This is a genomic window from Sandarakinorhabdus sp. AAP62, assembly GCF_000331225.1.
Lineage (GTDB): Bacteria > Pseudomonadota > Alphaproteobacteria > Sphingomonadales > Sphingomonadaceae > Sandarakinorhabdus.
Genome location: NZ_ANFY01000010.1, coordinates 121,772 through 147,666, shown reverse-complemented (window position 1 = coordinate 147,666; position 25,895 = coordinate 121,772). Strand labels below are relative to the sequence as shown.

General features: G+C 66.9%; 19 protein-coding genes. 16 read left to right on the top strand and 3 right to left on the bottom strand.

The window, feature by feature from the left end; genetic code table 11:
• The first annotated feature begins 218 nt into the window (after positions 1–218).
• The 9 genes from D619_RS0111445 (at position 219) to eda (ending at position 13,915) form a co-directional block, all read left to right on the top strand.
• A complete protein-coding gene (locus D619_RS0111445) occupies positions 219–2,915 on the top strand; it encodes a TonB-dependent receptor (RefSeq protein WP_033373503.1) in 2,697 nt (898 codons plus the stop codon).
• 67 nt (positions 2,916–2,982) lie between these two features.
• Entirely contained in the window at positions 2,983–4,485 is a 1,503-nt protein-coding gene (locus D619_RS0111440; RefSeq protein ID WP_026090982.1) for a tryptophan halogenase family protein, read from the top strand.
• On the top strand, positions 4,485–6,320 hold the full coding sequence (locus D619_RS0111435) for an alpha-amylase family glycosyl hydrolase (RefSeq protein WP_017668731.1): 1,836 nt from the start codon (positions 4,485–4,487) through the stop codon (positions 6,318–6,320). Before D619_RS0111440 ends, D619_RS0111435 begins: the two co-directional genes overlap by 1 nt.
• A complete protein-coding gene (locus D619_RS0111430) occupies positions 6,317–7,939 on the top strand; it encodes an alpha-amylase family glycosyl hydrolase (protein WP_017668730.1) in 1,623 nt (540 codons plus the stop codon). Before D619_RS0111435 ends, D619_RS0111430 begins: the two co-directional genes overlap by 4 nt.
• Positions 7,930–9,975 (top strand): glycoside hydrolase family 97 protein, encoded by a 2,046-nt coding sequence (locus tag D619_RS0111425; protein ID WP_017668729.1) that lies wholly within the window; start codon positions 7,930–7,932, stop codon positions 9,973–9,975. The genes D619_RS0111430 and D619_RS0111425 overlap by 10 nt, the downstream gene beginning before the upstream one ends.
• On the top strand, positions 9,972–10,886 hold the full coding sequence (locus D619_RS0111420) for an alpha/beta hydrolase-fold protein (protein ID WP_017668728.1): 915 nt from the start codon (positions 9,972–9,974) through the stop codon (positions 10,884–10,886). Before D619_RS0111425 ends, D619_RS0111420 begins: the two co-directional genes overlap by 4 nt.
• A gap of 5 nt (positions 10,887–10,891) precedes the next feature.
• Positions 10,892–12,337: a glucose-6-phosphate dehydrogenase gene (gene zwf, locus D619_RS0111415; protein ID WP_152417424.1), complete on the top strand. Its 1,446-nt coding sequence runs from the start codon at positions 10,892–10,894 to the stop codon at positions 12,335–12,337.
• Complete coding sequence (glk, locus tag D619_RS0111410) at positions 12,330–13,304, top strand: glucokinase (protein WP_017668726.1); 975 nt, start codon at positions 12,330–12,332, stop codon at positions 13,302–13,304. Before zwf ends, glk begins: the two co-directional genes overlap by 8 nt.
• Positions 13,304–13,915, top strand: coding sequence for a bifunctional 4-hydroxy-2-oxoglutarate aldolase/2-dehydro-3-deoxy-phosphogluconate aldolase (eda, locus tag D619_RS0111405; RefSeq protein ID WP_017668725.1), 612 nt, complete (start codon positions 13,304–13,306; stop codon positions 13,913–13,915). Before glk ends, eda begins: the two co-directional genes overlap by 1 nt.
• 4 nt (positions 13,916–13,919) lie before the next feature.
• Here the strand turns inward: eda and D619_RS0111400 are convergent, their stop codons facing one another.
• Positions 13,920–15,407 carry an ABC transporter permease gene (locus D619_RS0111400; protein WP_017668724.1) on the bottom strand — a complete coding sequence of 496 codons (1,488 nt, stop codon included), beginning with the start codon at positions 15,405–15,407 and terminating at the stop codon, positions 13,920–13,922.
• Positions 15,404–16,153 (bottom strand): ABC transporter ATP-binding protein, encoded by a 750-nt coding sequence (locus D619_RS0111395; RefSeq protein WP_017668723.1) that lies wholly within the window; start codon positions 16,151–16,153, stop codon positions 15,404–15,406. The genes D619_RS0111400 and D619_RS0111395 overlap by 4 nt, the downstream gene beginning before the upstream one ends.
• Before the next feature lie 131 nt (positions 16,154–16,284).
• Between D619_RS0111395 and D619_RS0111390 the strand changes: the two genes are divergently transcribed.
• Together D619_RS0111390 and D619_RS0111385 are read left to right on the top strand one after the other, a co-directional pair.
• Positions 16,285–17,502 (top strand): parallel beta-helix domain-containing protein, encoded by a 1,218-nt coding sequence (locus D619_RS0111390; protein ID WP_017668722.1) that lies wholly within the window; start codon positions 16,285–16,287, stop codon positions 17,500–17,502.
• Positions 17,499–18,542: an SO2930 family diheme c-type cytochrome gene (locus D619_RS0111385; RefSeq protein ID WP_017668721.1), complete on the top strand. Its 1,044-nt coding sequence runs from the start codon at positions 17,499–17,501 to the stop codon at positions 18,540–18,542. The genes D619_RS0111390 and D619_RS0111385 overlap by 4 nt, the downstream gene beginning before the upstream one ends.
• Here the strand turns inward: D619_RS0111385 and D619_RS0111380 are convergent.
• Positions 18,493–19,743 carry an MFS transporter gene (locus D619_RS0111380; RefSeq protein ID WP_017668720.1) on the bottom strand — a complete coding sequence of 417 codons (1,251 nt, stop codon included), beginning with the start codon at positions 19,741–19,743 and terminating at the stop codon, positions 18,493–18,495. The genes D619_RS0111385 and D619_RS0111380 overlap by 50 nt on opposite strands.
• 85 nt (positions 19,744–19,828) lie before the next feature.
• Here D619_RS0111380 and D619_RS0111375 point away from each other — a divergent pair, with 85 nt between their 5' ends.
• From D619_RS0111375 to purH, 5 genes are all read left to right on the top strand, one after another.
• Positions 19,829–20,374 carry a J domain-containing protein gene (locus tag D619_RS0111375; protein ID WP_017668719.1) on the top strand — a complete coding sequence of 182 codons (546 nt, stop codon included), beginning with the start codon at positions 19,829–19,831 and terminating at the stop codon, positions 20,372–20,374.
• Between the two features lie 72 nt (positions 20,375–20,446).
• Complete coding sequence (locus tag D619_RS0111370; protein ID WP_017668718.1) at positions 20,447–21,667, top strand: TlpA disulfide reductase family protein; 1,221 nt, start codon at positions 20,447–20,449, stop codon at positions 21,665–21,667.
• A gap of 83 nt (positions 21,668–21,750) precedes the next feature.
• Positions 21,751–22,413 carry a ribulose-phosphate 3-epimerase gene (gene rpe, locus D619_RS0111365; protein ID WP_020480473.1) on the top strand — a complete coding sequence of 221 codons (663 nt, stop codon included), beginning with the start codon at positions 21,751–21,753 and terminating at the stop codon, positions 22,411–22,413.
• Entirely contained in the window at positions 22,413–24,158 is a 1,746-nt protein-coding gene (locus D619_RS0111360; protein WP_017668716.1) for a heparinase II/III family protein, read from the top strand. Before rpe ends, D619_RS0111360 begins: the two co-directional genes overlap by 1 nt.
• 57 nt (positions 24,159–24,215) lie before the next feature.
• Positions 24,216–25,802, top strand: a complete 1,587-nt coding sequence (gene purH, locus D619_RS0111355) for a bifunctional phosphoribosylaminoimidazolecarboxamide formyltransferase/IMP cyclohydrolase (protein ID WP_017668715.1) — start codon at positions 24,216–24,218, stop codon at positions 25,800–25,802.
• The last annotated feature ends 93 nt before the right edge of the window (positions 25,803–25,895 follow it).

Genomic DNA, 25,895 nt, shown 5'->3' with positions numbered 1-25,895 from the left:
GTGCCTGCGCGAGACGATAGCGTGACAATTATGACACGTGAATACGTATGTCCGTGGCTGCGGCCATATTGCACCGTCCGTGTCCCATCCGTCACAAATGGCCCGCCACACTGCCGCCCCCCGACCGGGGAACAAACAAAGGCGAGGCGGCCATATTTTGGGGGATTGTCATGCGAATGAATGCTCGCTCCGCACTTCTGGTTGGCACAGCCAGCCCGTTGCTGCTTCTTGCCGGTCCGGCGCTGGCGCAAACCGCTGCGCCGCAACAGACGGCCACCGCCGAGGTTGACGCCGATGCCGAAACCATCGTCGTCACCGGTTATCGCCGTTCGTTGCAGGCAGCGCTCGACAACAAGCTGAACAGCGACCGGATCATCGAATCGGTGAGCGCCGAAGACATCGGCCGCCTGCCCGACAACTCGATTGCCGATGCCATCGCCCGCCTGCCCGGCCTGACCACGCAGCGCCTGAACGGGCGTTCGCAGGTCATCTCCATTCGCGGCTTCGCGCCGGACTTCTCGTCCACGCTCCTGAATGGCCGCGAACAGGTCACCAACGGCGACAACCGCTCGGTCGAATTCGACCAGTATCCGGCCGAAGTCATCAACCAGGTGCTGGTCTACAAGACGCCAGACGCCAGCCTGGTGGCGCAGGGCCTTTCGGGCACCGTCGATCTGCAGACCATCCGCCCGCTGTCTTACGGCAAGCAGGTGATCTCGGTTGGCGCGCGCTATGAATATACCGACAATGGCCGGCTCAACACCGATTCCAAGCAGTTCGGCTGGCGCGGCAGCGCGCTTTATGTCGACCAGTTCGCCGACGGCAAGGTGGGCGTGCTGCTGGGCATCAGCCATATCGACAGCCCGACCCAGACCGAGCGCTTCAACGCCTGGGGCTATCCCAATGCCAACGCCTCGAACGTGGTCATCGGTGGTTCCAAATCCTATGTGGACAGCGTGCGCCTGCAGCGCACCGGCGTCACCGGCGCCCTCGAATTCAAGCCGGCTGAAGACCTGACCATCGCCTTTGACGGCTATTACAGCAAGTTCAAGGAAGACCAGGTGCTGCGCGGCATCGAGCTGCCGCTGTTCTGGTCCGCTGCCCAGCTGCAGCCCGGTTTCCAGACCGCCGATGGCCTGGTCACCGGCGGCACCTTCAACGGCGTCAAGGGCGTTGTCCGCAACGATCTCAACAAGAAGGACGCCGATCTCTATTCGGGCGGCATCAACCTGAAGTGGGAAAATGATGATTGGCAGCTGATCGGTGATGTCAGCTACAGCCGCATCGACCGGTCGGAACTGGTGCTGGAAACCTATGCCGGCACCGGCCGCAATGCCGTGGGCGCCACCGACAATCTGGGCTTCACCATGACCGACCGGGGCGCCACGTTCCGGCCGACCCTGAATTATGGTGACTATAACCAGATCCGCCTGACCAGCCCGCAGGGTTGGGGCGGCGATGTTGCCAACCCCGGCGGCCAGCCGATCATCAATGGCCAGGACGGCTATTACAATGATCGCCAGGTCTCCGACGAACTCTATGCCTTCCGCGCCCAGGTGGAACGCAAGCTGGACGGCCCGATCAGCGCCATCCAGGCCGGTGCCAACTTCACCAACCGTGAAAAGCAGCTGACGCCCGACGAATTCTTCCTGGGCCTGAAGGGCAACACGGACGGCCTGACCAGCGTCGCCGTGCCAACCGATCTGCGGCTGGCCCCGACCAACCTGACCTTCCTCGGCCTTGGCCCGATGATCAGCTATGATCCGTTGGCCCTGCTCAACAGCGGCATCTACAATCTCGTGCGCAACCCCAATGCCGATGTGAACACCAAGGGCTGGACGGTGCGCGAGAAGGTCTACACCGGCTGGGTGATGGGCAAGATCAACGCCGACATCGGTGATGCCAAATTGACCGGCAACATCGGCCTGCAGGTCGTGCATGTCGATCAAAGCTCGACCGCGCTGGTCTCCAGCGGCAATGGCACCAGCGTGATTTCCTCGCTGCGAACCGATGGCGCCAAATATACGGACGTGCTGCCTTCGGCCAACCTGTCGCTGCGTCTGCCCGAAGACTGGGTGGTGCGCCTTGGCGTGGCCCGCCAGCTCGCCCGTCCGCGGCTCGACGACATGCGCGCCGCCGTGAACTTCAACTTCAATCCGCAGCTGGGCCAGACCCCGGGCGTGACCCCGTGGGGCGGCAGCGGCGGCAACGCGCAGCTGCGGCCGTGGCGCGCCAATGCCATCGACCTTTCGGTGGAAAAATACTTCGGCGGCAAGGGCTACATCGCGCTGGCCGGCTACTACAAGGATCTGAAGAGCTACATCTTCGAAGTGGCGCAGCCGTTCAACTTCGCTGGCTTCCCGCTGCCGGCCGGGGTGCCCGAACCGCTGACCCGTCAGGGCTTTGTCACCCAGTGGATCAACGGCAACGGCGGGCAGCTTTATGGTGCCGAACTGTCGGGCCAGCTGCCGTTCAGCGTGCTGACGCCGGCACTCGATGGCTTTGGCATCAACGGCTCGGCGGCCTGGACCAAGAGCAAGGTCGCACCGTCGCCGGGGGCCAGCCCGGATGATCTGCCCGGCTATTCGCGTTGGGTCACCAACCTGACCGGCTATTATGAAAAGGGCGGCTTCTCGGCGCGTGCCTCGATGCGCACCCGGTCTTCGTTCCTGGGCGAACTGCGCGGCTTTGGCGGCGGCAACCAGCGCCGCCGGGCTGATGGCGAGCTGATCCTCGATACCCAGATCAGCTATGAAATCCAGGGCGGCAGCCTGAAGGGGCTGACCCTGCTGGCCCAGGCCCAGAACCTGACCAACGAGCCGTTCGTCACGTTCAACCCCGGTCGTCCGCAGGAAATCATCGACTATCAGAATTTCGGTCGGCGCTTCCTGCTCGGTTTCAACTGGCGGTACTGATCCGGCTTGAACGCGGCTGGCGGCGGGACCATCCTGCCGCCAGCCACCTTCTGGCGGAGCAAATTTCATGTCACCTGCCCCTCTTCGCCAGCTTGTCATCGCCGGTGGCGGCACCGCCGGCTGGATGACGGCAGCCGCGGCCACGCGCTTTCTCGAACGCGGCTGGCAGATCACGCTGGTGGAATCCGATGCCATCGGCACGGTGGGCGTGGGCGAGGCGACCATCCCGCAGATCCGGCTGTTCAATGCCGGGCTGGGGATCGACGAGAATGAGTTCCTGGCTGCGACCCAGGGCAGCTTCAAGCTGGGCATCGAGTTTGTCGATTGGTGGCAGCCCGGCCAGCGTTACATGCACAATTTCGGTGAAGTTGGCCGCGCACTGGGCCTGGTGCCATTTCACCATTGGTGGGCGCGTGCCCGTGCCGAGGGACAAGCCCGGGACTTTGGCCATTACAGCCTGAACGAACGCGCCGCGCGCGCCCATCGATTCGACCGCCTTGCTGGCGATGCCACCTTGCCGCCGCTGGTGTGGGCCTATCATTTCGATGCCGGGCTTTATGCCGCCTATCTGCGCCGCCGTGCCGAAGCGCGCGGGGTGGTGCGGGTGGAAGGCCGCATCGCCCGGGTGGAGCGGGAAGGCGAGACGATCACCACCCTTGTGCTGGACGATGGCCGCCGGATCGCTGGCGATCTGTTCGTCGATTGCAGCGGGTTTCGCAGCCTGCTGATCGGCGAGGCGCTGGGCAGTGGCTGGCACGACTGGTCGCACTGGCTGCCGTGTGACCGGGCGGTGGCGGTGCCGTGCGCCAATGGTGGCGATTTCACGCCCTACACACGCGCCACGGCGCGGCCGGCCGGCTGGCAGTGGCGCATCCCGCTGCAGCACCGCATCGGCAACGGCCATGTGTTTTCCAGCGCGCACATGAGCGAGGACGAGGCCACCGCCATCCTGATGCGCAATCTGGATGGCGAGCCGCTGGCGGAACCGCGCACCCTGGCATTCCAGGCGGGCCGGCGGGACAGGGTGTGGATCGGCAACTGCTATGCGCTCGGGCTGGCGGCGGGCTTTCTGGAGCCGCTGGAATCAACCTCCATCCACCTCATCCAGTCCGGCATCGCCCGGCTGCTGGGCCTGTTGCCCGGCGAACCTGCCGGCATGGCGGTGCTGGCCGCCGAAGCCAATCGCGAGGCGGCGCGCGAGATGGAATGGATCCGCGATTTCATCATCCTGCACTACAAGGCCAACCAGCGCCCCGATCCGTTCTGGCGCGCCGCCGCTGCCATGGCCGTTCCGCCGGAACTGGCGGAGCGCATGGCGCTGTTTGCCGCCACCGGGCGCATCCGCCGCGATCACGACGAATTGTTCACCGACCTCGCCTGGAGCCAGGTGATGATCGGCCAGGGCCTGACGCCGGCCACACACCATCCGTTGGCTGACGGATTGTCGGCGGGCGATCTTGGCGGCTTCCTGGGCCTCATTGATCGTGCCATCAGCGGCGCCGTGACGGCGCTGCCCGGCCACGCCGATTTCCTTGCCCGCCACTGCCCCGCCCCGCGAAAGGCCGCCTGATGCGTGTTGCTGCTGCCCTGTTTGGCCTGCTGGCCGCCACATCCCTGGCGGCGGCACCGGCGCCCGTCGCAGATCCCGCGACGCTGGCTGCCGTGCGCGCGCGGCCGCCGCAGGACGAGGTGATCTATTTCCTGCTGCCCGACCGTTTCGCCAATGGTGACGTGAAGAATGATCGCGGCGGGCTGGTGGGCGGCCGCCTGCAGACCGGGTTTGATCCCACGTCAAAGGCCTTCTTCAACGGCGGCGATCTGGCCGGGGTGCTGCAGAAGCTGGACTATATCCAGGGCCTGGGCGCCACTGCGATCTGGCTGGCGCCGGTGTTCCGGAACAAGCCGGTGCAGGGCGGGCCGGGCCAGGAATCGGCGGGCTATCATGGGTACTGGATCACCGATTTCACCAGCGTCGATCCGCATCTGGGCAGCAATGACGATCTGAAACGGCTGGTTGATGCGGCCCATGCGCGGGGGCTGAAAGTCTATCTCGACATCGTTACCAACCACACTGCCGACGTGATTCAGTATCGCGAATGCGTGGGCCAGCCCTGCCCCTACCGCAGCCGCGCCGACTATCCGTTCAGCCGCAAGGGCGGCGTGAATGGTACCCCGATCAACGCGGGCTTTGCCGGCGAAAAGGACACGACTGCAGAGAATTGGGCGAAGCTGACCCGGCCGGATTTCGCCTACACGCCGTTCATCCCGGCCGGCGAGGAGCGCAGCAAGACGCCGGCCTGGCTCAATGATCCGATCCATTACCATAATCGCGGCGAGACGGTTTACCGGGGCGAATCCAGCCAGTCCGGCGATTTCGTCAGCCTGGATGATCTGGCGACCGAACATCCGCGCGTGTTGGACGGCATGATCCAGATCTATGGCGACTGGATCGACCGGCTCGGCATCGACGGCTATCGCGTCGACACTGCCCAGCATGTGAACCCGGAATTCTGGCAACGCTTCGTGCCGGGGATCATGGCGCGCGCCAGGGCGGCGGGCATCCCGAATTTCCACATTTTCGGCGAAGTATCGATCGACGAGGTGGATGTCGGCCGGCTGGCGCGCAACAGCATCAACACCGGCATGGACAATGTGCTGGATTTCGCCCTGAAGAATGCCGCGATGGAGGCCATCGCCGGGCAGGCGCCCACCTCGGTGCTGGCACGGCTGTTTGCCGATGATGTGCTCTATCCCGGCGGCGCGGCCACCGCCGGCCGCAACGCCAGCTTCATCAGCAATCATGATGGCGGCCGTTTTGCCTGGTTCGTGCGCCGCGCCAACCCGCAGATCAGCACGGCCGAACTGGGCCAGCGCACCCTGCTCGCCCATGCGCTGCTGCTGTTCGCGCGCGGGGTGCCGACGCTGTATGCCGGCGATGAGCAGGGCTTTGTCGGCACCGGCAATGATCAGCTCGCCCGCCAGCCCCTGTTTGCCAGCCAGGTGCCGGACTATCGCGCCATGATGCGGCTGGGCACCAGCGCCGGCCATGATGTGGACAGCTATGATCCCGCCCACCCCTTCTATCGCGCGCTGAAGGCGATGATCGCGGTGCGCCGCGGCGATCCACGGCTGCGCCACGGCCTGACCGAAGTCCGCGCCGCCGGTGACGCGCCCGGCCTGTTCGCCTTTGCCCGCCGCATCCCCGGCCAGCCCGGCGAGACGCTGGTGGTGATGAACACCAGCGCCGCACCCTTGGCGGCCAACGTGATGATCGATCCCGCCGCCAGCCGCTGGGCCAGCCGTTACGGCAGCTGCCCGGCCAGCGCCGCCGCCCCCGGCACGCTGGCGATCACCCTGCCCCCACTCGGCGTGGCCGTGTGCAGCACCGAAGAAGGCCCGCAATGATGCCTGATGCCGTCCAGCCGTCGACCCAAGCCGATAGCGTCGCCGCCCTGCCTTGGTGGCATGGCGCCAGCATCTACCAGATTTACCCGCGCAGTTTCCTCGACAGCAATGGCGACGGGATCGGCGACCTGAAGGGCATCACCCAGCGGCTGGATCATGTCGCGGCGCTGAATGTCGATGCGATCTGGCTGTCGCCCTTCTTCACCTCGCCGATGCAGGATTTCGGCTATGACGTGTCCGATTATCGCGGCGTCGATCCGATCTTTGGCACGCTTGATGATTTCGATGCATTGGTGGCACGCGCCCATGCGCTGGGGCTCAGGATCATCATCGACCAGGTGTGGAGCCATACCTCGGATCAGCACGCCTGGTTCGGGGAAAGCCGCCAGAACCGCCGCAATGACAAGGCCGATTGGTATGTTTGGGCCGATCCCAAGCCCGACGGCACCCCGCCTTCCAACTGGCAATCGGTGTTCGGCGGCCCGGCCTGGACCTGGGATGCCCGCCGCCAGCAATATTATCTGCACAATTTCCTGACCAGCCAGCCCGATCTCAACCTGCACAACCCCGCAGTGCAGGAAGCCATATTGGGCGTGGCGCGGTTCTGGCTGGAGCGCGGGGTTGATGGCTTCCGCATCGATGCCATCAATTTCGCCATGCATGATCCGCAATTGCGCGACAATCCGCCGGCCAGCGGCAACCACAAGCGCACGCGGCCCTTCGATTTCCAGAACCGCATCCACAACATGTCCCATCCCGATATTCCGCTGTTCCTGGAACGGGTGGCGGGCGTGATGAACCTCTATCCCGATCGCTTCACCGTGGCCGAGGTGGGCGGCGACAATGCCATTGCCGAAATGCACGAGTTCACCGCCGGCAACCGCCGTCTGAACAGCGCCTACGGCTTCAACTTCCTCTATGCCGAACAGCTGGATGCGCGCACCGTTGCCGATGCGCTGGCCGAATGGCCGGATACGCCGGGCACGGGCTGGCCGAGCTGGGCCTTTTCCAACCACGACGCACCACGCGCCGCCAGTCGCTGGCACGGCGGCCACGACCATGATGATTATGCCCGGCTGATCATGCTGCTGCTGGTCGCGCTGCGCGGCAATATCTTCCTCTATTATGGCGAGGAACTGGGGCTGACCCAGGCCGAGATCGGCTTTGACGATCTGCAGGACCCGGAAGCCATCGCCAACTGGCCGCTGACGCTGGGCCGCGACGGCGCCCGCACGCCAATGCCGTGGGTGGCCGCCGCGCCAGGCGCCGGTTTCTCCACTGGCAAGCCCTGGCTGCCGCTGGGCGCCGATCACGCGGCCCGCGCTGTGGATGTGCAGCGCGACGATCCGGGCTCGATGCTGCACTGGACGCAGATGCTGATGGCACTGCGCCGCAGCCAGCCAGCGCTGCGCCATGGCAATGTCGAAGTGGCGGTGGCGCAAGGCAATACGCTGGTGCTGTGCCGCAGCTGGGCCGGACAGCGGCTGGTGTGCGCCTTCAACCTGGGAGCCGAGCCCTGTGCCGTCGACCTGCCAGCCTGCACCATCCTTGCCCAGCATGGCGGCGCGACGCCGAGCCTGCTGCCGGCCTATTCCGGACTGATCGCCCGATGCGCCTGATCCTGTCCCTGCTGGCCCTGCTGCTGGCGCTCCCCGTGCTGGCCGAGCCCATCGTGCAATCGCCTGATGGCCGCACCCGCGTGAGTGTCAGCGGTGATGGCGATGGCCGGCTTTACTGGCAGGCCAGTCGCGATGGCCAGCCGCTGATCGCGCCGTCGCCGCTGGGCTTCATCCTGGCTGATGCACCCAAGCTGGACCGCAAGCTGGCGATCACCGGCGAAGCCCACAGCAGCGCCGACACGACCTGGGATCAGCCCTGGGGTGAGCGGGCGAAGGTGCGGGACCGGCACAACCAGCTGATACTGCACATCGCCGAGACCAGCGTGCTGAAACGCCGCTTCGATCTGGTGCTGCGCGTTTCGGATGACGGCATCGCCCTGCGCTACGCTTTCCCCGAACAGCCGAATCTGAAAAACGTGCGCATCGTTGCCGAGCTGACCGAATTCCGCATTGCCGGCGCAACCGGTGGCCGTGCCTGGTGGATTCCGGCGCTGGAATGGAATCGCGAGGAATATCTCTATCGCGCCACCGGCATCACCGAAGTCGGCCTCGCCCAGACTCCGATGACCATGAAGACCGCCGGCGGCACCTGGCTGTCCATCCACGAAGCTGCCCTCATTGATTATGCCGGCATGAACCTGCAGCCGGCGGGGGGCGGCATGTTCCGCGCCGCGCTCACCCCGTCGGCCAGTGGCCCGGCGGTGGTGGTGGCCGCGCCGTTCGCAACGCCATGGCGGGTGGTGATGATCGGTGACAGCGCACCGGCGCTGGCGAACAGCAGCCTGATCCTGAATTTGAACGCGCCCAACAAGCTGGGTGATGTGTCGTGGGTTCGCCCTTGCAAATATGCCGGCATCTGGTGGTCGATGCACCTCGATACCGAAAGCTGGGCGACGGGTGCGAAGCACGGCGCAACGACGGCCAATGCGCTGAAGATGATCGACTGGGCGGCGGCCAACGGCCTGTGCGGCCTGCTGATCGAAGGCTGGAACAAGGGCTGGGATGGCGATTGGTTTGCCAATGGCTGGGATTTCCGGTTTGCCGAACCCACGCCCGATTTCGATATGGTCGCCATCGCGGCCCACGCGAAGAAGAAGCGCGTCGGCCTGATTGGCCACCACGAAACCAGCGGCAATCTCGCCAATTACGAGGCGCAGCTGGGCGCGGGCATGGCCTATTACCAGCAGAATGGCGTGACGATGGTGAAGACCGGCTATGTCGCCGATGCCGGCGGGCTGCAGGTGGCGGCCAATACCCCCGGCACCGACATGAACGGCCAGCCGCGCGCCCTGACCTATGAATGGCACGAAGGCCAGGCCAGCGCCCGCCACCATGTGAAGGTGCTGGAGGCCGCTGCCGCGCACCGCATCAGCATCAATTCCCACGAGCCGATCAAGGACACCGGCCTGCGCCGCACCTGGCCCAATTGGGTGAGCCGCGAAGGCGCGCGCGGGATGGAGTTCAACGCCTGGGGCAATCCCGACAATGGTCCGGAGCATGAGGCGACTTTGGCCTTCACCCGGCTGCTGGCCGGACCGATGGATTATACGCCAGGCATCGTGTCGCTGCAGGGGCGCGGGCAGAAAATCCCCTCGACGCTGGCCAAGCAGCTGGCGCTTTATGTCACCATCTACTCGCCGCTGCAGATGGTCGCCGATCTGCCGGAAAACTATGCCAAGGCGCCCGGGGCGGCGATGGATTTCATCCGCGCCGTGCCGGTGGACTGGCAGGAATCGATCACGCTGGCCGGTGAACCCGGCAGCCATGTCGTCACCGCCCGCCAGCGCCGCAGTGGCCAGGATTGGTGGCTGGGTGCGGCCGGCGGCAAGCAGGCCGTGCCCGTTGATGTGGCGCTGTCCTTCCTCACCCCCGGCCAGCGTTATCGCCTCACCCTGTGGCGGGACGGCGATGGCGCCGATGCCAACCCGCATGATCTGGCGGTGGAAACGCGGATCGTCACCAGCAATGATCGGCTGAGCGTGCGGCTGGCAGCCGGCGGTGGCGGCGCGGCGGCGCGGTTCGAACCGATCAGGTGATCAACCGGCGCGCCCTGATCGCCGGCAGCACAACATTGCTGGCCGCGCCGACATTGGCCCGGGAATCCATCCAGTTCACCCGGCATGCCAATGTGGCCGGGCCGGGATTGCAGCCGCGCCATGTCGATGTGTGGGTGCCGCCCGATGCGGAAGCCAATGTCCGTGGGGCCAGGCCACTGCCGCTGCTGCTGATGCACGACGGCCAGAATCTGTTCGCGCCCGCCTCCGCCTATGGCGGCGTCACCTGGGGCGTGGCGGAAACCATCATGGCCGGCATGGCTGCCGGCACGCTGCCGCCAATGATCGTGGCCGGCGTGTGGAACACGGGCGCGCAACGCTGGGGCGATTATGTCCCGGCCGATCTGATGGCGCGGCTGCCGGGGCCGTTGGCGGCGCGCTTCAACCTTGCTGGTGGCGGGCCGTCGCGATCAGATGCCTATGTGGCGCTGCTCGCCGATACGGTGCTGCCGCTGCTGCGCGCGCAGCACGGGGTGGCGCCGGGCAAGGCGGTGATCGCTGGCTCCTCCATGGGCGGCCTTGCCTCGCTGAACGCACTGATGCAGCGGCCGGATCTGTTTCGTGCCGCCGGTTGCCTGTCCACCCATTGGCCCGTCCTCGCCCCGCAGCCGGAGCCGCAGGCCGGCGAAGTGCCTGCCATCCAGACCGCCATCGCTGACTGGATCGGCGCGCGACTGGGGCCTCCGGCCGGCCGCCGCCTCTGGTTCGATCATGGCGATCAGGGGCTGGATCAGCATTATGCCACATTCCAGACCGTGGCCGATTCGGCCGTCGTGAACGCAGGCTGGCGCCGCGACACGGATTTCGTTAGCCGTTATTTCCCCGGCACCGGCCACAATGAGGCCAGCTGGGCCGCCAGACTTGCGTTAACGTTCACATTCCTGTTTGAGTAATGCCGATGACCGCCGCGACTTCCCTGCTTCTGTTTGGTGCAACGGGCGATCTGTCGCGGCGCATGCTGATTCCGTCGCTGTTCGGGCTGCACGGCGATGGCCTGCTCCACCCTGATCTGCGCATCATTGGAACGGCGCGTTCGGCGCTGGACAGTGGCGCGTTCCGCGAGATGGCCGCCAAGGCCCTGGAACAGTTCATCGAGCCGGACCGCCGTCCCGCCGCCGCCGTTGCCAGCTTCCTCGATCGGCTGGCCTATGTGCCGCTGGACGCCACCAGGGCCGATGGCTTTGCCGCGCTGGCTGCCGAAGTCGGCGACCCCTGCCGGCTGGCGATCTTCCTGTCGACCGCGCCCAGCCTGTTCGGATCGACCATTGCTGGCCTGGCCGGTGCCGGTTTGGCCTGCGACGGCGCGCGGCTGGCGCTGGAAAAGCCTCTTGGCCATGATCTGGCCAGCAGCCGGGCGATCAACGACGCCGTGGCAGCGGCTTACCCGGAAAGCCAGATTTTCCGCATCGATCATTATCTGGGCAAGGAAACCGTCCAGAATCTGCTGGCGCTGCGCTTTGGCAATGTGCTGCTCGAACCGCTGTGGAATGCCGCCGGCATCGATCATGTGCAGATCAGCGTGGGCGAAACCGTCGGGCTGGAAGGCCGCGCCGATTATTATGACGGCATGGGCGCGCTGCGCGACATGGTGCAGAACCACATGCTGCAGTTGCTGGCACTGGTTGCCATGGAACCGCCGGCCCGGCTCGATCCGGCGGCCGTGCGCGATGAAAAGGTGAAGGTGCTGCGATCATTGCGGCCGATCACTGCCCGTGATGTCGAAAGCCACAGCGTGCGCGGCCAATATGGCGCCGGCGCCATCCTGGGTCAGCCGGTGCCGGCCTATCTGGATGAACTGGGCCGCCCGTCCGACACCGAGACTTTTGTGGCGCTGAAGGCCCATGTCGACAATTGGCGCTGGAAGGGCGTGCCTTTCTATCTGCGCACCGGCAAACGCATGCCGCAGCGGCTGAGCGAGATTATCGTGCAGTTCCGTGGCGTGCCGCATTCGATGTTCGGCGATGCCGCGCTGCAGGCCAACAAGCTGATCATCTCGATCCAGCCCGATGAGAATGTGGGCCTGACGATGATGGCCAAGGTGCCGGGGCTGGACCGTGATGGGCTGAAACTGCGCGCCGTACCGCTGGATATCGGCATGACCAACGCCTTTGCCGATGTGCGCCGCCGCATCGCCTATGAACGGCTGATGCTGGACCTGGTGGAAGGCCGGCAGACCCTGTTCGTGCGCCGCGACGAGGTGGAGGCGCAATGGACCTGGATCGACGCGATCCGCGCCGGCTGGCAGGAGACCGGCATGGCGGTGAAGCCCTATTCCGCCGGCAACTGGGGGCCGGCTGCCGCCATCGCGCTGATCGAACGTGATGCAAGGAGCTGGCATGACTGAGCTTGTCGCAGCCGATATCGGCGGCACCCACGCCCGTTTCGCGCTGGCCCGGCTGGATGGGGCCGGCAATGTGGTGGCGCTGGATGAACCGGTGGTGATGCGCTGCGCCGAACATGCCTCGCTGCAGATGGCGTGGGAAAATTTCGGCGCCACAATCGGCCGGCCCCTGCCCCGCGCCGCCGCGCTGGCCGTGGCCGGCCCGGTGGTGGGCGAGGAACTGAAGCTGACCAACAATCCCTGGATCATCCGCCCGGCGCTGATCAACGAGAAGCTGGGCGTTGATGCCCATGTGCTGGTCAATGATTTCGAAGCCGTGGCCTATGCCGTGGGCACCTGCGGGGCCGATCAGTTCCAGCATGTCTGCGGGCCCGATGTGCCGTTGCCCGACGTGGGCACCATCTCCGTGCTCGGCCCCGGCACCGGGCTTGGCGTCGGCCTGCTGGTCAAGCGGGGCGGGCCGGATTGGCAGGTGCTGCCCACCGAAGGCAGCCACGGCGACTTTTCCCCGGTGGACAGCCTGGAAGACGCGATCCTGGCGCATTTCCGCAAGCGCTTTGTCCGGGTATCGGCGGAACGGGTGATCTCGGGGCCCGGCCTTGCCGACATTTACGCCGCGCTGGCCGCTCTGGAAGACCGCGCCATCCAGCCGATGGACGACAAGACGCTGTGGACACTGGCAATGAGCGGTGAAGACAGTCTGGCGGCGGCCGCGCTCGATCGCTTCTGCCTGGCGCTGGGCACATTCGCCGGCAACATCGCACTGGCCCACGGGGCCGGCGGCGTGGTGATCGGCGGCGGCCTGGGGGCCCGACTGGCCGATCATCTGCCCCGCTCTGGCTTTGCCGGCCGCTTTGCGGCAAAAGGCCGGTTCGAGACGCTGATGCGCAACTTGCCTGTCAAGCTGATCACCCACCCGCAGCCCGGCCTGTTCGGTGCTGCTGCCGCGTTTGGCAGGAAACAGCGATGATGGATCTCGACAGCATCATGACCATGGCACCGGTGATCCCGGTGCTGGTGGTGGACGATGTTGCCCACGCCCGGCCGCTGGCCGAAGCGCTGGTGGCTGGCGGCCTGCCGATCCTGGAAGTGACGCTGCGCACCCCGGTGGCGCTGGACGTGATCACCGAAATGGCCAAGGTGCCGGGCGCCATCGTGGGCGCCGGCACGGTGATATCGGCCGGAGACCTTTCGGCTGCGCTGGTGGCAGGCGCCCGTTTCGTCGTGTCACCCGGCATCACGGCGGCGCTGGGATCGGCGGCGCGCACCAGCGGTGTGCCGTTCCTGCCCGGCGTGGCCAGCGCCAGCGATATCATCCGTGCCCAGGAAATGGGCTTCAACCGGCTGAAATTCTTCCCGGCGGTGGCATCGGGTGGCCTGCCGCTGCTGCGCGCGCTGGCGGCGCCCTTTGGCCATGTCCGTTTCTGCCCCACCGGGGGCATCACGCCCGAAACCGCCGGCCAGTGGCTGGCGGAACCCAGCGTGGTCTGCGTGGGTGGCAGCTGGATCGCGGGACGCGGTGAAACCGATTGGGCCGCGATCGAAGCGCGGGCACGGGCCGCCGCCGCGCTGCCGCGCTGAAAACCTATTCAGCCGGCTTCAACCTGAACCACCACACCCCGGCCAGCATCACTGCAGGCACCGCCAGCGCGGCCAACGTCCACCAGCTGCCCGCCAGCAGCAGACGGGTGGCGCCGGCCAGGCTGCCGAGCAGCACGAACTCGCCGACGGCCATCAGCAGCGAACTGCGATAGCGCTTGCGAAAGGCGCTGCGGCGCGCCGGCGGCTGGGTCCAGGCCTGCATGGCCGCACTGGCCAACCCGGCGACCAGCGCCATCGGCAGCATCACCGCCACGGCGAGCGGCGATTTCGGAAGCACCAGCAACGCCAGTGCCGACACCATCAGCAGCGGCGGGGTGAGGGCAGCGGCCAGCTTGGCCCGGATCGCCATGCCGGGGCGCAGCGGCGCGGCCGCGATCAGATCGGGTGCGTCTTCCGCGCACAGCACCAGCCACGCCAGCGACGACGACAAGGCCCCGGCCAGGAATACGCCTGCGGCCGCCAGCCGCGCCGGCGTGACCTGGCCATCGGTGAAGATCAGCGCCAGGATCGGCACCATGAACACCAGTTGCTGGCCGATCTGCGAGATGAGCTCGGGATCACGGCCCAGCAGTTTCAATTCCTTGCCGAACAGGGCGGCAAAGGCGCTGCCGCCAAAGCGCACCGCGCCGCGGCGGCGGGGGGCGGCCGGGGCATTGGCCGCCATGGGATCGACCGGCGCCGCTTCCATCCGGCCGGCGGCCAGCCAGGCCGAACATTGTGTCGCCGCCAGCGCCAGGGCCAGCACGGCGATCAGTTGCAGGGGCTGGCCAAACACCGCCTGCGCCGGCCAATCGAGCGGGGCCGGCGGACGCTGCGAAAAGAAGGCCAGTTGCGCATCGAACCATCTGGGGGCGAAGTTCGGCGCCTGGCCCAGGGCAAACACGCCGCCAGCCAGGCACACGCCCATGGCCTGCGCCACCAGCTTCGCCCGCGCCTGGCCCAGCAGGCGGTCGAGCAAGGTGGCGATGCTGAGCGCCAGCGCCGTGGCCACCAGCGCATTGGCGATCACCACCAGCGGCCCGGCCAGCCAACCGACATGGCCGAACAGCGCGGAAAACAGGAAGAACGGCCCGGTGAGAATCAGGAAGGGCAGCGCCACCACCGCCTGCACGCCCGCGACCCGGGCTGCGACCACCCGTGTGACCGGCAGCGGGGCAGTGAGCAGCAACTCCAGCTCGCCGCGATCACGCCCCAGCCGCAGCACATGCGCATAGGCCGAACTGATCATCACCAGCATCATGCCCAGCAGCACGGCGCCGACCAGGCCCAGTGCAGCCTGCGGCAGATCGGCCCCGCCGCGCACCCGCCACGCCAGGACCGCGCCACCCAGAACCGGCAGCGCGGCCAGCAGCGCGATGGCGATCATGCGGCCCCAACGGCCCTGCCGGCCACGCGCCTTCACGCGCACATCGTGCAGCACCAGCCAAGGCAGGCTGCCCGGCGCAGATAACACTTGGGCCAACGCGGTCATGCGGCGACTGGCGCCTCCGCCAGTTCCAGGAACAATTGTTCGAGTGTGGTGCCCTCGGCCCGGCCTGCGGACAGCTCCGCCATGCTGCCTTCGGCCACCATCCGGCCAGCGCGGATGATGCCGATGCGCTGGGCAATCCGTTCGGCCACTTCCAGGATGTGCGTCGTCAGGATCACCGTGCCGCCGGCCGCGACCTGTTCCAGCAGGATATCCTTCACCGAACGGGCGGCTGCGGCATCAAGCCCGGTCAACGGTTCATCGAGGATGAGCAGGCGCGGTTCGTGGATCAACGCGCCGGCCAGCGCCAGTTTCTGCTTCATGCCGCGCGAGAAGCCTTCGCAGCGGATGTCGCGCTTGTCCCACAGGGTCAGGCGCTGCAGCAAGGCTTCGGCGCGCGGTTCCGCCTCGGCGGCCGGCACGTTCCACAGGCCGGCAATGAAGGCGAGATATTCGATCGGCGTCAGCTTGTCGTACAGCAACGGCTCGTCGGGAAGCCAGGCAATCAGGCGCTTCGCGGCGATCGGATCGGCCAGCGCATCCACCCCGAACACGCTGATCTCCCCGGCGTCGGGCCGGGCCAGCCCGGTGACCATGCGCAGCGTCGTCGTCTTGCCGGCGCCATTGGGGCCAAGCAAGGCATAGATCTGGCCAGCCGGCACCACGAGATCGAGGCCATTGACCGCCTGAAAGCCTTCGAAGGCCTTGGCAAGGCCATGGATCTGCAAGGCGGGAATCGGTGCGTGCATGGTTGCATCGATACCAAAGCCCCGCGACCAATGCGATAAATGGGCGTTAACCGGACGAATTCAGGGGTTGAGTGGCAAGGCAGAAGGGCGGAAAGTCAGGCACAACGACAAGACCGGGGAAGGATCTTCACATGCGCACGGCGCTTCTGATTGCAGCATTGCTGGGCGGCTCCAGCCTGGCGCAGGCCAAGATGATCCATGTCGGGCCGGGCGGCAACGCGCAGGAAAAGTTGCAGACGGCGCTGATCGAAGCGCAGCCGGGTGACACGGTGCATATCGCCGCCGGGCGCTATGCGCTCGCCGATGGCCTGTCACTGGATGTCGATGGCGTGACCGTGAAGGGCGACGGGCCAGACAAGACCATATTGGATTTCACCGCCCAGAAAGTCGCCGGTGAGGGCCTGTTGATCACGTCGGACAATGTGGTGGTGCGCGATCTGGGCATCGAAAACGCCGCCGGCAACGGGGTGAAATCCAAGGGCAGCGACGGTATCGCGCTGGTCAACCTGCGGGTGGAATGGACCGGCGGGCCGAAATCCACCAACGGCGCCTATGGCCTGTATCCGGTTTCCTCGAAGAACGTGCTGATCGACCGCTCGGTGGTGAAGGGCGCGTCCGACGCCGGCATCTATGTTGGCCAGTCGCAGAACATCATCGTGCGGAACAGCCGCGCTGAAATGAACGTTGCCGGCATCGAGATCGAGAACAGCTATGATGCCGATGTGGTGGGCAACACCGCCACCAACAATGCCGGCGGCATCCTGGTGTTCGATCTGCCCGATCTGCCGCAACAGGGCGGTCGCAACGTGAAGCTGGTGAACAACCAGGTGATCGACAACAATCATGTCAATTTTGCCGCGCCCGGCAATATCGTGGCGGGCGTGCCATCGGGCACCGGCATCATGGTAATGGCCAACGCCAACGTGATGGTGACGGGCAATCATGTCATGGGCAACAACGGCAGCGCCGTGATGGTCGTCGCCTATACCCAGGCCTTCACCGACAAGGCCTACAATCCGCTGCCACGGGCCGTTGCCATTGCCGGCAATCACTTCATGAACAATGGCAAATCCCCCAGCTTTGCTGGCGGCAAGGAGATCGCCGCAGCGGTGGGCGGCACGCTGCCGCCGGTGATGTGGGATGGCGTCACCCGCTATAATGTGCCGGGCGGCGGCGAGAAATCCGCCGACGGCGGCATCGCCAGCGACGCGCCGGGCATCACCCTGAACCTTGGCCTGCAAGGCACGCCGGCGGCCCAGGCCAGGCCGGCGCCGCTGGCAGCGACCAGGCTGACCGCCGATCGCGCGGCGATCGTGCTGCCGGCCGCCCTGGAGGCGCGCGCCAAGTGAGACGAATCTGGGCGGCGCTGCTGTTGCTGGGGGCAGCGCCTGCGCCCGGCGTGCGCAGCGATCTGCTGATGGCGACAGACGCCCCGAAGCTGGCTGATTATGGCCTGTTCGATGCCGCCGGTCGGCCCGCGCCGGGAGTGCAGCCTTATACGCTCAACACGCCGCTGTTTTCGGATCACGCGGAAAAATTCCGCTTTGCCTGGCTGCCGCCGGGCACCAGGGCCGAATATCGCGCGTCGGGCGCGCTGGCCTTCCCGGTCGGGACCGTGCTGGTCAAGCGCTTCGCCTTCCCGGCTGATTTGCGCCAGCCCACCAAGAACCTGCGCGCCATCGAGACGCGCCTGTTGATCCACCGTCCGGCCGGCTGGGTGGCCTTGAGCTATGTCGAGCAGGACGGCGGCGCGGTGCTGAAGCGCGCTGGCGTGAAGGTGCCGGTGCAGTTCATCAACAAGGCGGGCCGCGCCCAGGCCATTGATTATGCCGTGCCCAACCAGAACCAGTGCAAGACCTGCCACCAGGACGGCGAGGCGATCACGCCGATCGGACCGACAGCGGGCAATCTGAATGGCGGCCATGGCACCAACCAGCTGATGACCTGGGCCGCATCGGGCCGGCTGACCGGGCTGCCCGCCGCCGGCTGGCCAAGGCTGGCCAAGTGGGATGATGCAGCCGAACCGATCGACGCCCGCGCCCGCGCCTATCTCGCCGTCAACTGCGGCCACTGCCACAGTCGAGGCGGCTTTGCCTCCAACTCCGGCCTTTATCTTGTCCCCGAAGAAACCATGCCGGCGCATCTGGGCGTGCTGAAACGGCCAGTCGCCGCCGGTCGCGGTTCGGGCGGGCATGAATTTTCTATCCTGCCCGGCCAGCCCGAAAAATCCATCCTGCTGCACCGCATGACCGCCTCGGAACCTGGCATCATGATGCCGCAATTTGGCCGGGCGCTGGCCCATGATGAAGGCGTGGACCTGATCCGCAAGTGGATCGCTGCTATGCCCGGTCCAGCCGGTGCAGCGCCGGCAGCAGCAGCAGCACCGTAAGCCCGGACAGCATCAGCACCAGCGGTACGCCCAGCCCGGCCCCCACCGCCGCGCCTGCCGCCAGCACGGCCGATACCTGGAACAGGCTGTTGATGATGTTGTTGGCCGCGATGGCGCTGGCCCGTGCGCCTGCTTCACCAGCGGTTTGCAGCACGGCATAGAGCGGCACCGAGAACACCCCGCCCGCCAGCGCCAGCGCCGTGAGATCGGCCAGCACGCGCCAGCCGGCGGCAGCGGCAAAGAAGCTGGCGACATCCTTGGGGGCAGCGCCTGCGGCCGGGATGGCAAACCACAGATCAAGGCCCGCCAGCGCCATCGCCAGCCCGGCGGCGGCGCACAGCCGCGTGGAGATGCGGCCCTTGAGCCAGCGACCGACAGCCACCGACCCTGCCGCGATTCCCACCGAAAAAGCCGCCAGGAAAATCGTGGCAACTTCCTCGGTTGCGCCCATGTCGTTCCTGGCCAGCGGCACGAACTGGCTGGTGTAGACCGCGCCCAGCGCCCAGAACCACGAGATCGCCAGCGTGGCGATCAGCAGCCGGCGATTGGCAAAGGCATGGCCCAGGGCCGCACGGCTGCTGGAAATCGGGTTCCAGTTGATCAGGCGATCAGGCTCGGGCGGCGCCGGCGGGATGGAGCGCGATGCAAGCCAGCCCAGGGCGGCAATGGCCAGCGCCACCGGGCCCACCGCCCGTGTTGCCAACAGGCCACCGGCAACCTGGCCGAGCAGGATGGCCACGAAGGTTGCCGCCTCCACCATGCCGGTGCCGGCGAGCAGCTCTTCGGCTTTCAGATGCTGGGGCAGGATGGCATATTTCACCGGCCCGAACAGCGTGGAATGGCAGCCCATCAGGAACACCACAGCGAGCGCCAGCGGCAGTGATCCCAGCCACAGCGCCGCCCAGCCCAGCGCCATGAAGGCGATTTCGGACAGTTTCACCAGCCGGCAGATCGCCGCCTTGTCGCGCGCGTCGGACAGCGAACCGGCGACGCCGGAGAACAGGAAATAGGGCAGGATGAACAGGCCGGCCGCCGCCGAAGCCAGCAGCGCCGCCCGTTTCGGATCGGCCGCCGCCACATCATAGGCCACGATGAACACCAACGCCGTGCGGAACAGATTGTCGTTGAACGCGCCCAGAAACTGCGTGGCAAACAGGGGGCCAAAGCGCCGCGTGGTCAACAGATCGAGCATCTGCCACATGCATTGCCCATTTGCCGACACGCCGTCCAGACTCGCAAGCCGGGCCGGGATGGCATAGAAGCAAGGTTTGAGGAGCAGCGACCCGGTGCCAAAACAGCGGCGCAACGATGATTGGGGGTTCCCGCGCTGGCGGGATTATGGCGCTGAACGCGCCGCCACCACCGTGCGCCTGTGCGACCGCGATGGCTGCACCAACGTGGGCGATCGCCCTGCCCCAAAGGCCCCCAACAGCCCGGAACGCTGGATGTTCTGCCAGGCGCATGCCGCCGAATATAATGCCGGCTGGGATTATTTCCGCGGGCTGACGCCGGAAGAAGCTGCCGCCCGCGCCGCATCCGAAGACCGGCAGCGCAACTATCGCCGCGCCAGCCACTGGGAATGGGGCGGCGAAGGCGATGGCAGCCGCAGCCGCGCCGAACTGGATGCGTTGAAAGTGCTGGGGCTGGACGCCGACGCCAGCGCCGAGGTGATCAAGGCGGCGTGGCGCACGGCGGCCAAGGCCAGCCACCCCGATGTGGCCGGCACCAGCCCGGAAGCCGCGGAGCGATTCCGCGCCGTGCAGGCAGCCTGGGCGGTGCTGCAGGCCGCCGATGTGGCGCGCGCGCAGGCAGCCGAACGCGATGCACGTTAGAAAGCCCAACTTTGGCAAGGACAAGAAAAGCCGGGGTTGAGCAAAACCGGCCAAAATAGTTTGAGGGGGATCATGATGGCAAAATTTCGCACCCTGTTCGCCGCCGGCCTGATCGCCGGCCTCACCGCTTCGCAAGCGCTTGCCGCCGGCCTTTATGGCCAATGGCGCGTCAGCTTTGATGGCCACCCCGGCGGGCCGCTGCCGTTCACGCTGGACGTGCGCGAAGGCAAGACCGGGCCACAAGCGTGGCTGGTCAACGCGCCGGAACGGCTGAAGGTCGAACAGGTGCAGGTGAGCGCGGACAGCATCACGCTGATCTTCCCCAGTTACAACAGCCGGCTGGAGCTGAAGGCCGCCGGCAACGACACGCTTTCCGGCACCGCCACCGTGTTGCGCGCCACCGGCACCGTGACCCTGCCGGCCCGCGCCCAGCGCGGTGCCTGGCGCTTCAGCCCCGGCGCGGTGAAGCCAGCCGGCAATGTGACCGGCCGCTGGAACCTCACCTATGGCGACAACAAGGTGAAGGGGCTGGTGCTGCTGAAGCAGGTGGGTTCCCAGGTATCGGGCACGGTGCAGCTGCCCACCGGCGACATGCGCTATCTGTCGGGCGAACTGAACGGCAATCAGCTCAAGCTTTCCACCTTCGATGGCAGCTTCACCAGCCTGTGGCAGGGCACGCTGGCCGGCGACACGCTGAAGGGCGCGTCGTTCGCAGCCACCAGCCGGCCCACCGGCAATCCGTGGGAAGCCAGGAAGGAAAAGCAGGCGACGATGAACGCCGTGCTGGTCGAAGCGCCCGGCGGCGAGAAGCTCTCGTTCCGTCTGCCCACGCCCGAAGGCCAGATGATCAGCCTGAATGACGCCCGCTACAAGGGCAAGGTGGTGGTGATCACGCTGGGCGGTGCCTGGTGCCCCAATTGCCACGACGAAGCCATTTTCCTTGGCCCCTATGCCGCGCGGCGGCAGAAAGAAGGGCTGGAATTCATTGGTCTGCAGTTCGAATATGGCACCGATCAGGCCCGTGCCATGCGCCAGATCACCAGCTTCCGGACGCGGTACAAGCTGCCCTATCCCATGGTCTATGGCGGCCAGCCCAACGCCGAGGACACCAAGAAGGTGCTGGGCGATCTGGCCCCGGTGAAAGTGTGGCCGAGCACCATCTTCATCGGCCGCGATGGCCGGGTGAAGGAAGTGCATGTGGGCTGGGCCGGGCCGGCGACGGGCGCGCTGAGCGAGAAGGTGAAGCGCGAATTCGACGAGACGGTGACGAAGCTGCTGCGCGCCAAAGCCTGAGCCGCGATCAATCCACAGAAGCCTGCGGTGATGCGCCGGTGCGCCCCCTACCACGGGTGCGCCGGCCCTGCTAAGCACGGGGCATGAGCCCGCCTGTCCGCATTGCCCCGTCGATCCTTTCGGCTGATTTCGCGCGTTTGGGCGAAGAAGTGCGCGCCATCAGCGCCGCCGGGGCAGACTGGATCCATGTCGACGTGATGGATGGGCATTTCGTGCCCAACATCACCATTGGCCCCGCCGTGGTGAAGGCGCTGCGCCCGCACAGCAGCCTGCCGTTCGACGTGCATCTGATGATCAGCCCGGTTGATCTGTATCTGGAAGCCTTTGCCGAAGCCGGCGCCGACCTATTGACCGTCCACCCCGAAGCAGGCCCGCACCTGCACCGCACCGTCCAGCGCATCAAGGCATTGGGGAAGAAGGCCGGCGTGTCGCTCAATCCCGCCAGCCCGGTCGAACTTGTCGCCGAAGTGCTGGGTGATATCGACCTCATCCTGGTGATGAGCGTCAACCCCGGTTTCGGCGGGCAGAGCTTCATCACCAGCCAGCTGAAGAAGATCGAACGCCTGCGGCGCATGATCGACGACAGCGGGCGCAGCATTCACCTGGAAGTGGATGGCGGCGTGGATGCCGGCAATGCCGCCACCGTGGTGGCCGCCGGGGCCGATGTGCTGGTTGCCGGCACCGCCAGCTTCAAGGGCGGCGCGGCGCATTATGCCGCCAATATCGCGGCCCTGAAGGGGCATTGATGGCAAAGCCGCCCCCGCAACCTGAACTGGAAGATGAGGACGGCAGCCTGCGCCGTGGTGGCGGCGATCGCGGACTGTCGCTGACGGAAAAACTGGCCCAGGGGCTGACCAGTCGGCTCTATGCGACGCCGCTGCACCGCTTTCGCCTGCGCGGCCGGTTCCCGCTGAAACTGCTGGCGGCTCCCGCCGATCCGGTGCCGGGCGATCCCCATATTGGCGAACGCATTGTCGCTGGCCGCCTGATCCACGCCGGCCACACGCAGATGACGCGGGACATCACGTTCCGCGAAGCCGGTCCGCCGCCGGAGTGGCTGGAATGGGCGCATGGCTGGGAATGGCTGCGCGATCTGGCCATCCTGCCCGACCGCGAGGCGGCGAAGCGCGCCGCGGAGAATCTGGTCGAACGCTGGCTGGCCAGTTTTGGCGAATATGATGCGCTGGGCTGGCGCGCCGATCTCGCCGGCACACGGCTGCTGATGGCGCTGGGCCATGCGCCGCTGATCCTGTCCTCCTCCAACCAGATCTATCGTTCGGCCGTGCTGTCGGCGATGGCGACCTGGGCCCGCCACCTTGATCGCGCCGCCCGGCGCGGCACCGAGGGCCTGGCGCAGGCCCGGGCGCTGTGCGGGCTTTATGCCGCCGGCACGCTCATCCCCGGCGGCGAGGTGCGTGCCAGTGCGGCGCTGGCCGGTCTGAACCAGTTGCTGCCGGTGCTGGTGCTGCCCGATGGCGGCATCGCCAGCCGCGCGCCGGTCGATGCGCTGGCGCTGGCCGATCTGCTGATCTTCACCGCCAATGCGCCGGAGGCGCTGGGCAATCGTGCGCCACCGGTGTTTGCCGACACGCTGGCCCGGCTGGCCCCGGCCCTGCGTGGGCTGATGCTGGGCGATGGCCAGATCGGCGCCTGGCACGGCGGCGCGGTGATCGCGCCCGAAGCGCTGGAGCGGCTGTCGCGCAAGACGGCGACCGGCACCGAAATCCGCCGCGGCGGGCGCTGGAGCGGCTATCACCGCCTTTCGGCCGGGCGCAGTGTCGTGGTGATCGATGCCGGCCCGCCGCCATCGGCCCGCCTGTCGAGCAGCGGCCATGCCGGCACATTGGCCTTTGAAATGAGCGACGGGCCCGACCGGCTGATCACCAATTGCGGCGGCGTGCGCGGCCTGGAAGCGCCGCTGGCGCCGGCGCTGGCATCGGGCCTGTCGACCACGGCGGCCCATTCGACGCTGGTAATTGCCGACACCAACAGCACCCGCATCCGCGATGATGGCACGCTGGCCGCCGGGGTGGAGGAAGTGACGCTGGCCCTGCGCAGCAGCGTGGAAGGCCATCTGATCGAGACCAGCCACAATGGCTATGCCAGGCGCTTCGGCATGCTGGTACGCCGCCGCCTGTTCCTCACTGCCGATGGCAATGAACTGGCTGGCGAGGATCTGATCGAGGCGGCGCCGGCCGGCCTGCTGCGCCGCCGCGCCGAACGCAGTTTCGATGTGCGCTTTCACCTTGGCCCCGGCGTTTCGGCCACCCCCACCGCCGATGGCATGGGCGCCTTGCTGAAAACCGCGTCGGGCCGAATCTGGGCGTTCAAGGTGCGGCTGGAAGGCGGTGCCGGCCGGCTGGCCATCGAACCATCGGTGTGGGTGGATGGCGCCGGCACCATCCAGCGCACCCAGCAACTGGTGGTTTCCGGCGGCACCCAGAAAATGGCCGCCGATGTGCACTGGAGCCTGAAGCGGGCTGGCAAATAGCGGCTTGAGGCGCTAGGCGGGCGCGCAATCGTCCACCGTTCCGGAAAGCCGCTCGCCATGACCGATCTCGTCCCCATCCGCCGCGCCCTGCTTTCGGTGTCCGACAAGGCCGGGCTGGAGCCGCTGGCTGCCGCGCTGGTGGCGCGCGGCGTGGAGCTGGTCTCCACCGGTGGCACGGCGACGGCGCTGCGCGCGCTGGGTCACGCGGTGAAGGATGTCGCCGAGCTCACCGGCAGCCCGGAGATGATGGACGGCCGGGTGAAGACGCTGCATCCGCGCGTGCACGGCGGCCTCTTGGCGCTGCGCGACAATGAAGACCATGTGCAGGCGATGGCGGACAATGGCATCGGCGCCATCGATCTGGCGGTGATCAACCTCTATCCGTTCGCCGCCACCGTCGCCAAGGGCGCGCCACGGGACGAGATCATCGAGAATATCGACATCGGTGGCCCGGCGATGGTGCGATCTTCGGCCAAGAACCATGATTTCGTCGCCATCCTGACCAGCCCCGATCAGTATGACGACTTCATCGCCGCGCTGGATGCGAACGCTGGCGCCACCCCGCTGGCGCTGCGCCGCCGCCTCGCTGCCGCCGCCTTTGCCCACACGGCCGCCTATGATGCCGCCGTCGCCAGCTGGTTCGCCTTTGCCGACAGGCAGGAAATGTTCCCGGCCGTGCTGCCGGTGGCGCTGACGCGGAAGGAAACGCTGCGTTACGGCGAGAACCCGCACCAGCAGGCCGCGCTCTACCTGCCGCAGGGCCGCAGCTATGGCCTCGCCGCCGCGCGCCAGGTGCAGGGCAAGGAACTGAGCTACAATAATCTCAACGATGCCGATGGCGCGCTCGATCTGATCGCCGAATGGCGCGACGCCGGGCCGGCCTGCGCCATCATCAAGCACGCCAATCCCTGCGGCGTCGCCACCGGCAGCACGCTGGCCGATGCCTATGAAAAGGCGTTCCAGTGTGACCCGGTCTCGGCCTTTGGCGGCATCATCGCGGTCAACCAGCCCCTCGACGGCCCGACGGCGGAGGCCATCACCGGCATCTTCACCGAAGTGGTGATCGCGCCGGGCGCCGATGATGACGCGCTGAAGATCTTCGCCGCCAAGAAGAATCTGCGCCTGCTGCTCGCCGAACTGCCCGATCCGCGCCGGCCTGGCCTGATGCTGAAACCGATTTCGGGCGGCATGCTGGTGCAGAGCCGCGACAATGGCGCGGTGCTGCGCGCCGGCTGCCAGGTCGTGACCCAGCGCGCGCCGACCGAAGCCGAATGGGCCGACCTGATGTTTGCCTGGACCGTGGCGCGGCACGTGAAATCCAACGCCATCGTTTATGCCAATGGCGGCGCGACGGCGGGCGTTGGTGCCGGCCAGATGAGCCGGCTCGATTCCACCCGCATCGCCGCGCGCAAGGCCATCGACGCCGCCGAAGCCGCCGGCTGGGCCCAGCCGCGCACCATCGGTTCCTGCGTCGCTTCCGATGCCTTCTTCCCCTTCGCCGATGGCCTGATCGCTGCGGCCGAGGCCGGCGCCACCGCCATCATCCAGCCCGGCGGCTCCATCCGCGACAAGGACGTGATCGCGGCCGCCGACGAACGCGGGCTGGCGATGGTGTTCACCGGGATGCGCCATTTCCGGCATTGAGCCCCGGCAAAACAAGACCAGACCCGCTGCTGCAGAGCCTGTCCTACACGGGCAATGCCTGTCATCATGGCAACGCGACGGGCTGTGGGTGCG

Excerpts from the sequence above, each read along its gene's own strand:
- glk (WP_017668726.1), top strand. The coding sequence starts at position 12,330 with ATGACTGAGCTTGTCGCAGCCGATATCGGCGGCACCCACGCCCGTTTC.
- eda (WP_017668725.1), top strand. The coding sequence starts at position 13,304 with ATGGATCTCGACAGCATCATGACCATGGCACCGGTGATCCCGGTGCTG.
- purH (WP_017668715.1), top strand. The coding sequence starts at position 24,216 with ATGACCGATCTCGTCCCCATCCGCCGCGCCCTGCTTTCGGTGTCCGAC.
- D619_RS0111370 (WP_017668718.1), top strand. The coding sequence starts at position 20,447 with ATGATGGCAAAATTTCGCACCCTGTTCGCCGCCGGCCTGATCGCCGGC.
- D619_RS0111425 (WP_017668729.1), top strand. The coding sequence starts at position 7,930 with ATGCGCCTGATCCTGTCCCTGCTGGCCCTGCTGCTGGCGCTCCCCGTG.
- zwf (WP_152417424.1), top strand. The coding sequence starts at position 10,892 with ATGACCGCCGCGACTTCCCTGCTTCTGTTTGGTGCAACGGGCGATCTG.
- D619_RS0111430 (WP_017668730.1), top strand. The coding sequence starts at position 6,317 with ATGATGCCTGATGCCGTCCAGCCGTCGACCCAAGCCGATAGCGTCGCC.
- D619_RS0111360 (WP_017668716.1), top strand. The coding sequence starts at position 22,413 with ATGGCAAAGCCGCCCCCGCAACCTGAACTGGAAGATGAGGACGGCAGC.
- D619_RS0111435 (WP_017668731.1), top strand. The coding sequence starts at position 4,485 with ATGCGTGTTGCTGCTGCCCTGTTTGGCCTGCTGGCCGCCACATCCCTG.
- rpe (WP_020480473.1), top strand. The coding sequence starts at position 21,751 with ATGAGCCCGCCTGTCCGCATTGCCCCGTCGATCCTTTCGGCTGATTTC.
- D619_RS0111380 (WP_017668720.1), bottom strand. The coding sequence starts at position 19,743 with ATGTGGCAGATGCTCGATCTGTTGACCACGCGGCGCTTTGGCCCCCTG.
- D619_RS0111400 (WP_017668724.1), bottom strand. The coding sequence starts at position 15,407 with ATGACCGCGTTGGCCCAAGTGTTATCTGCGCCGGGCAGCCTGCCTTGG.
- D619_RS0111395 (WP_017668723.1), bottom strand. The coding sequence starts at position 16,153 with ATGCACGCACCGATTCCCGCCTTGCAGATCCATGGCCTTGCCAAGGCC.
- D619_RS0111390 (WP_017668722.1), top strand. The coding sequence starts at position 16,285 with ATGCGCACGGCGCTTCTGATTGCAGCATTGCTGGGCGGCTCCAGCCTG.
- D619_RS0111440 (WP_026090982.1), top strand. The coding sequence starts at position 2,983 with ATGTCACCTGCCCCTCTTCGCCAGCTTGTCATCGCCGGTGGCGGCACC.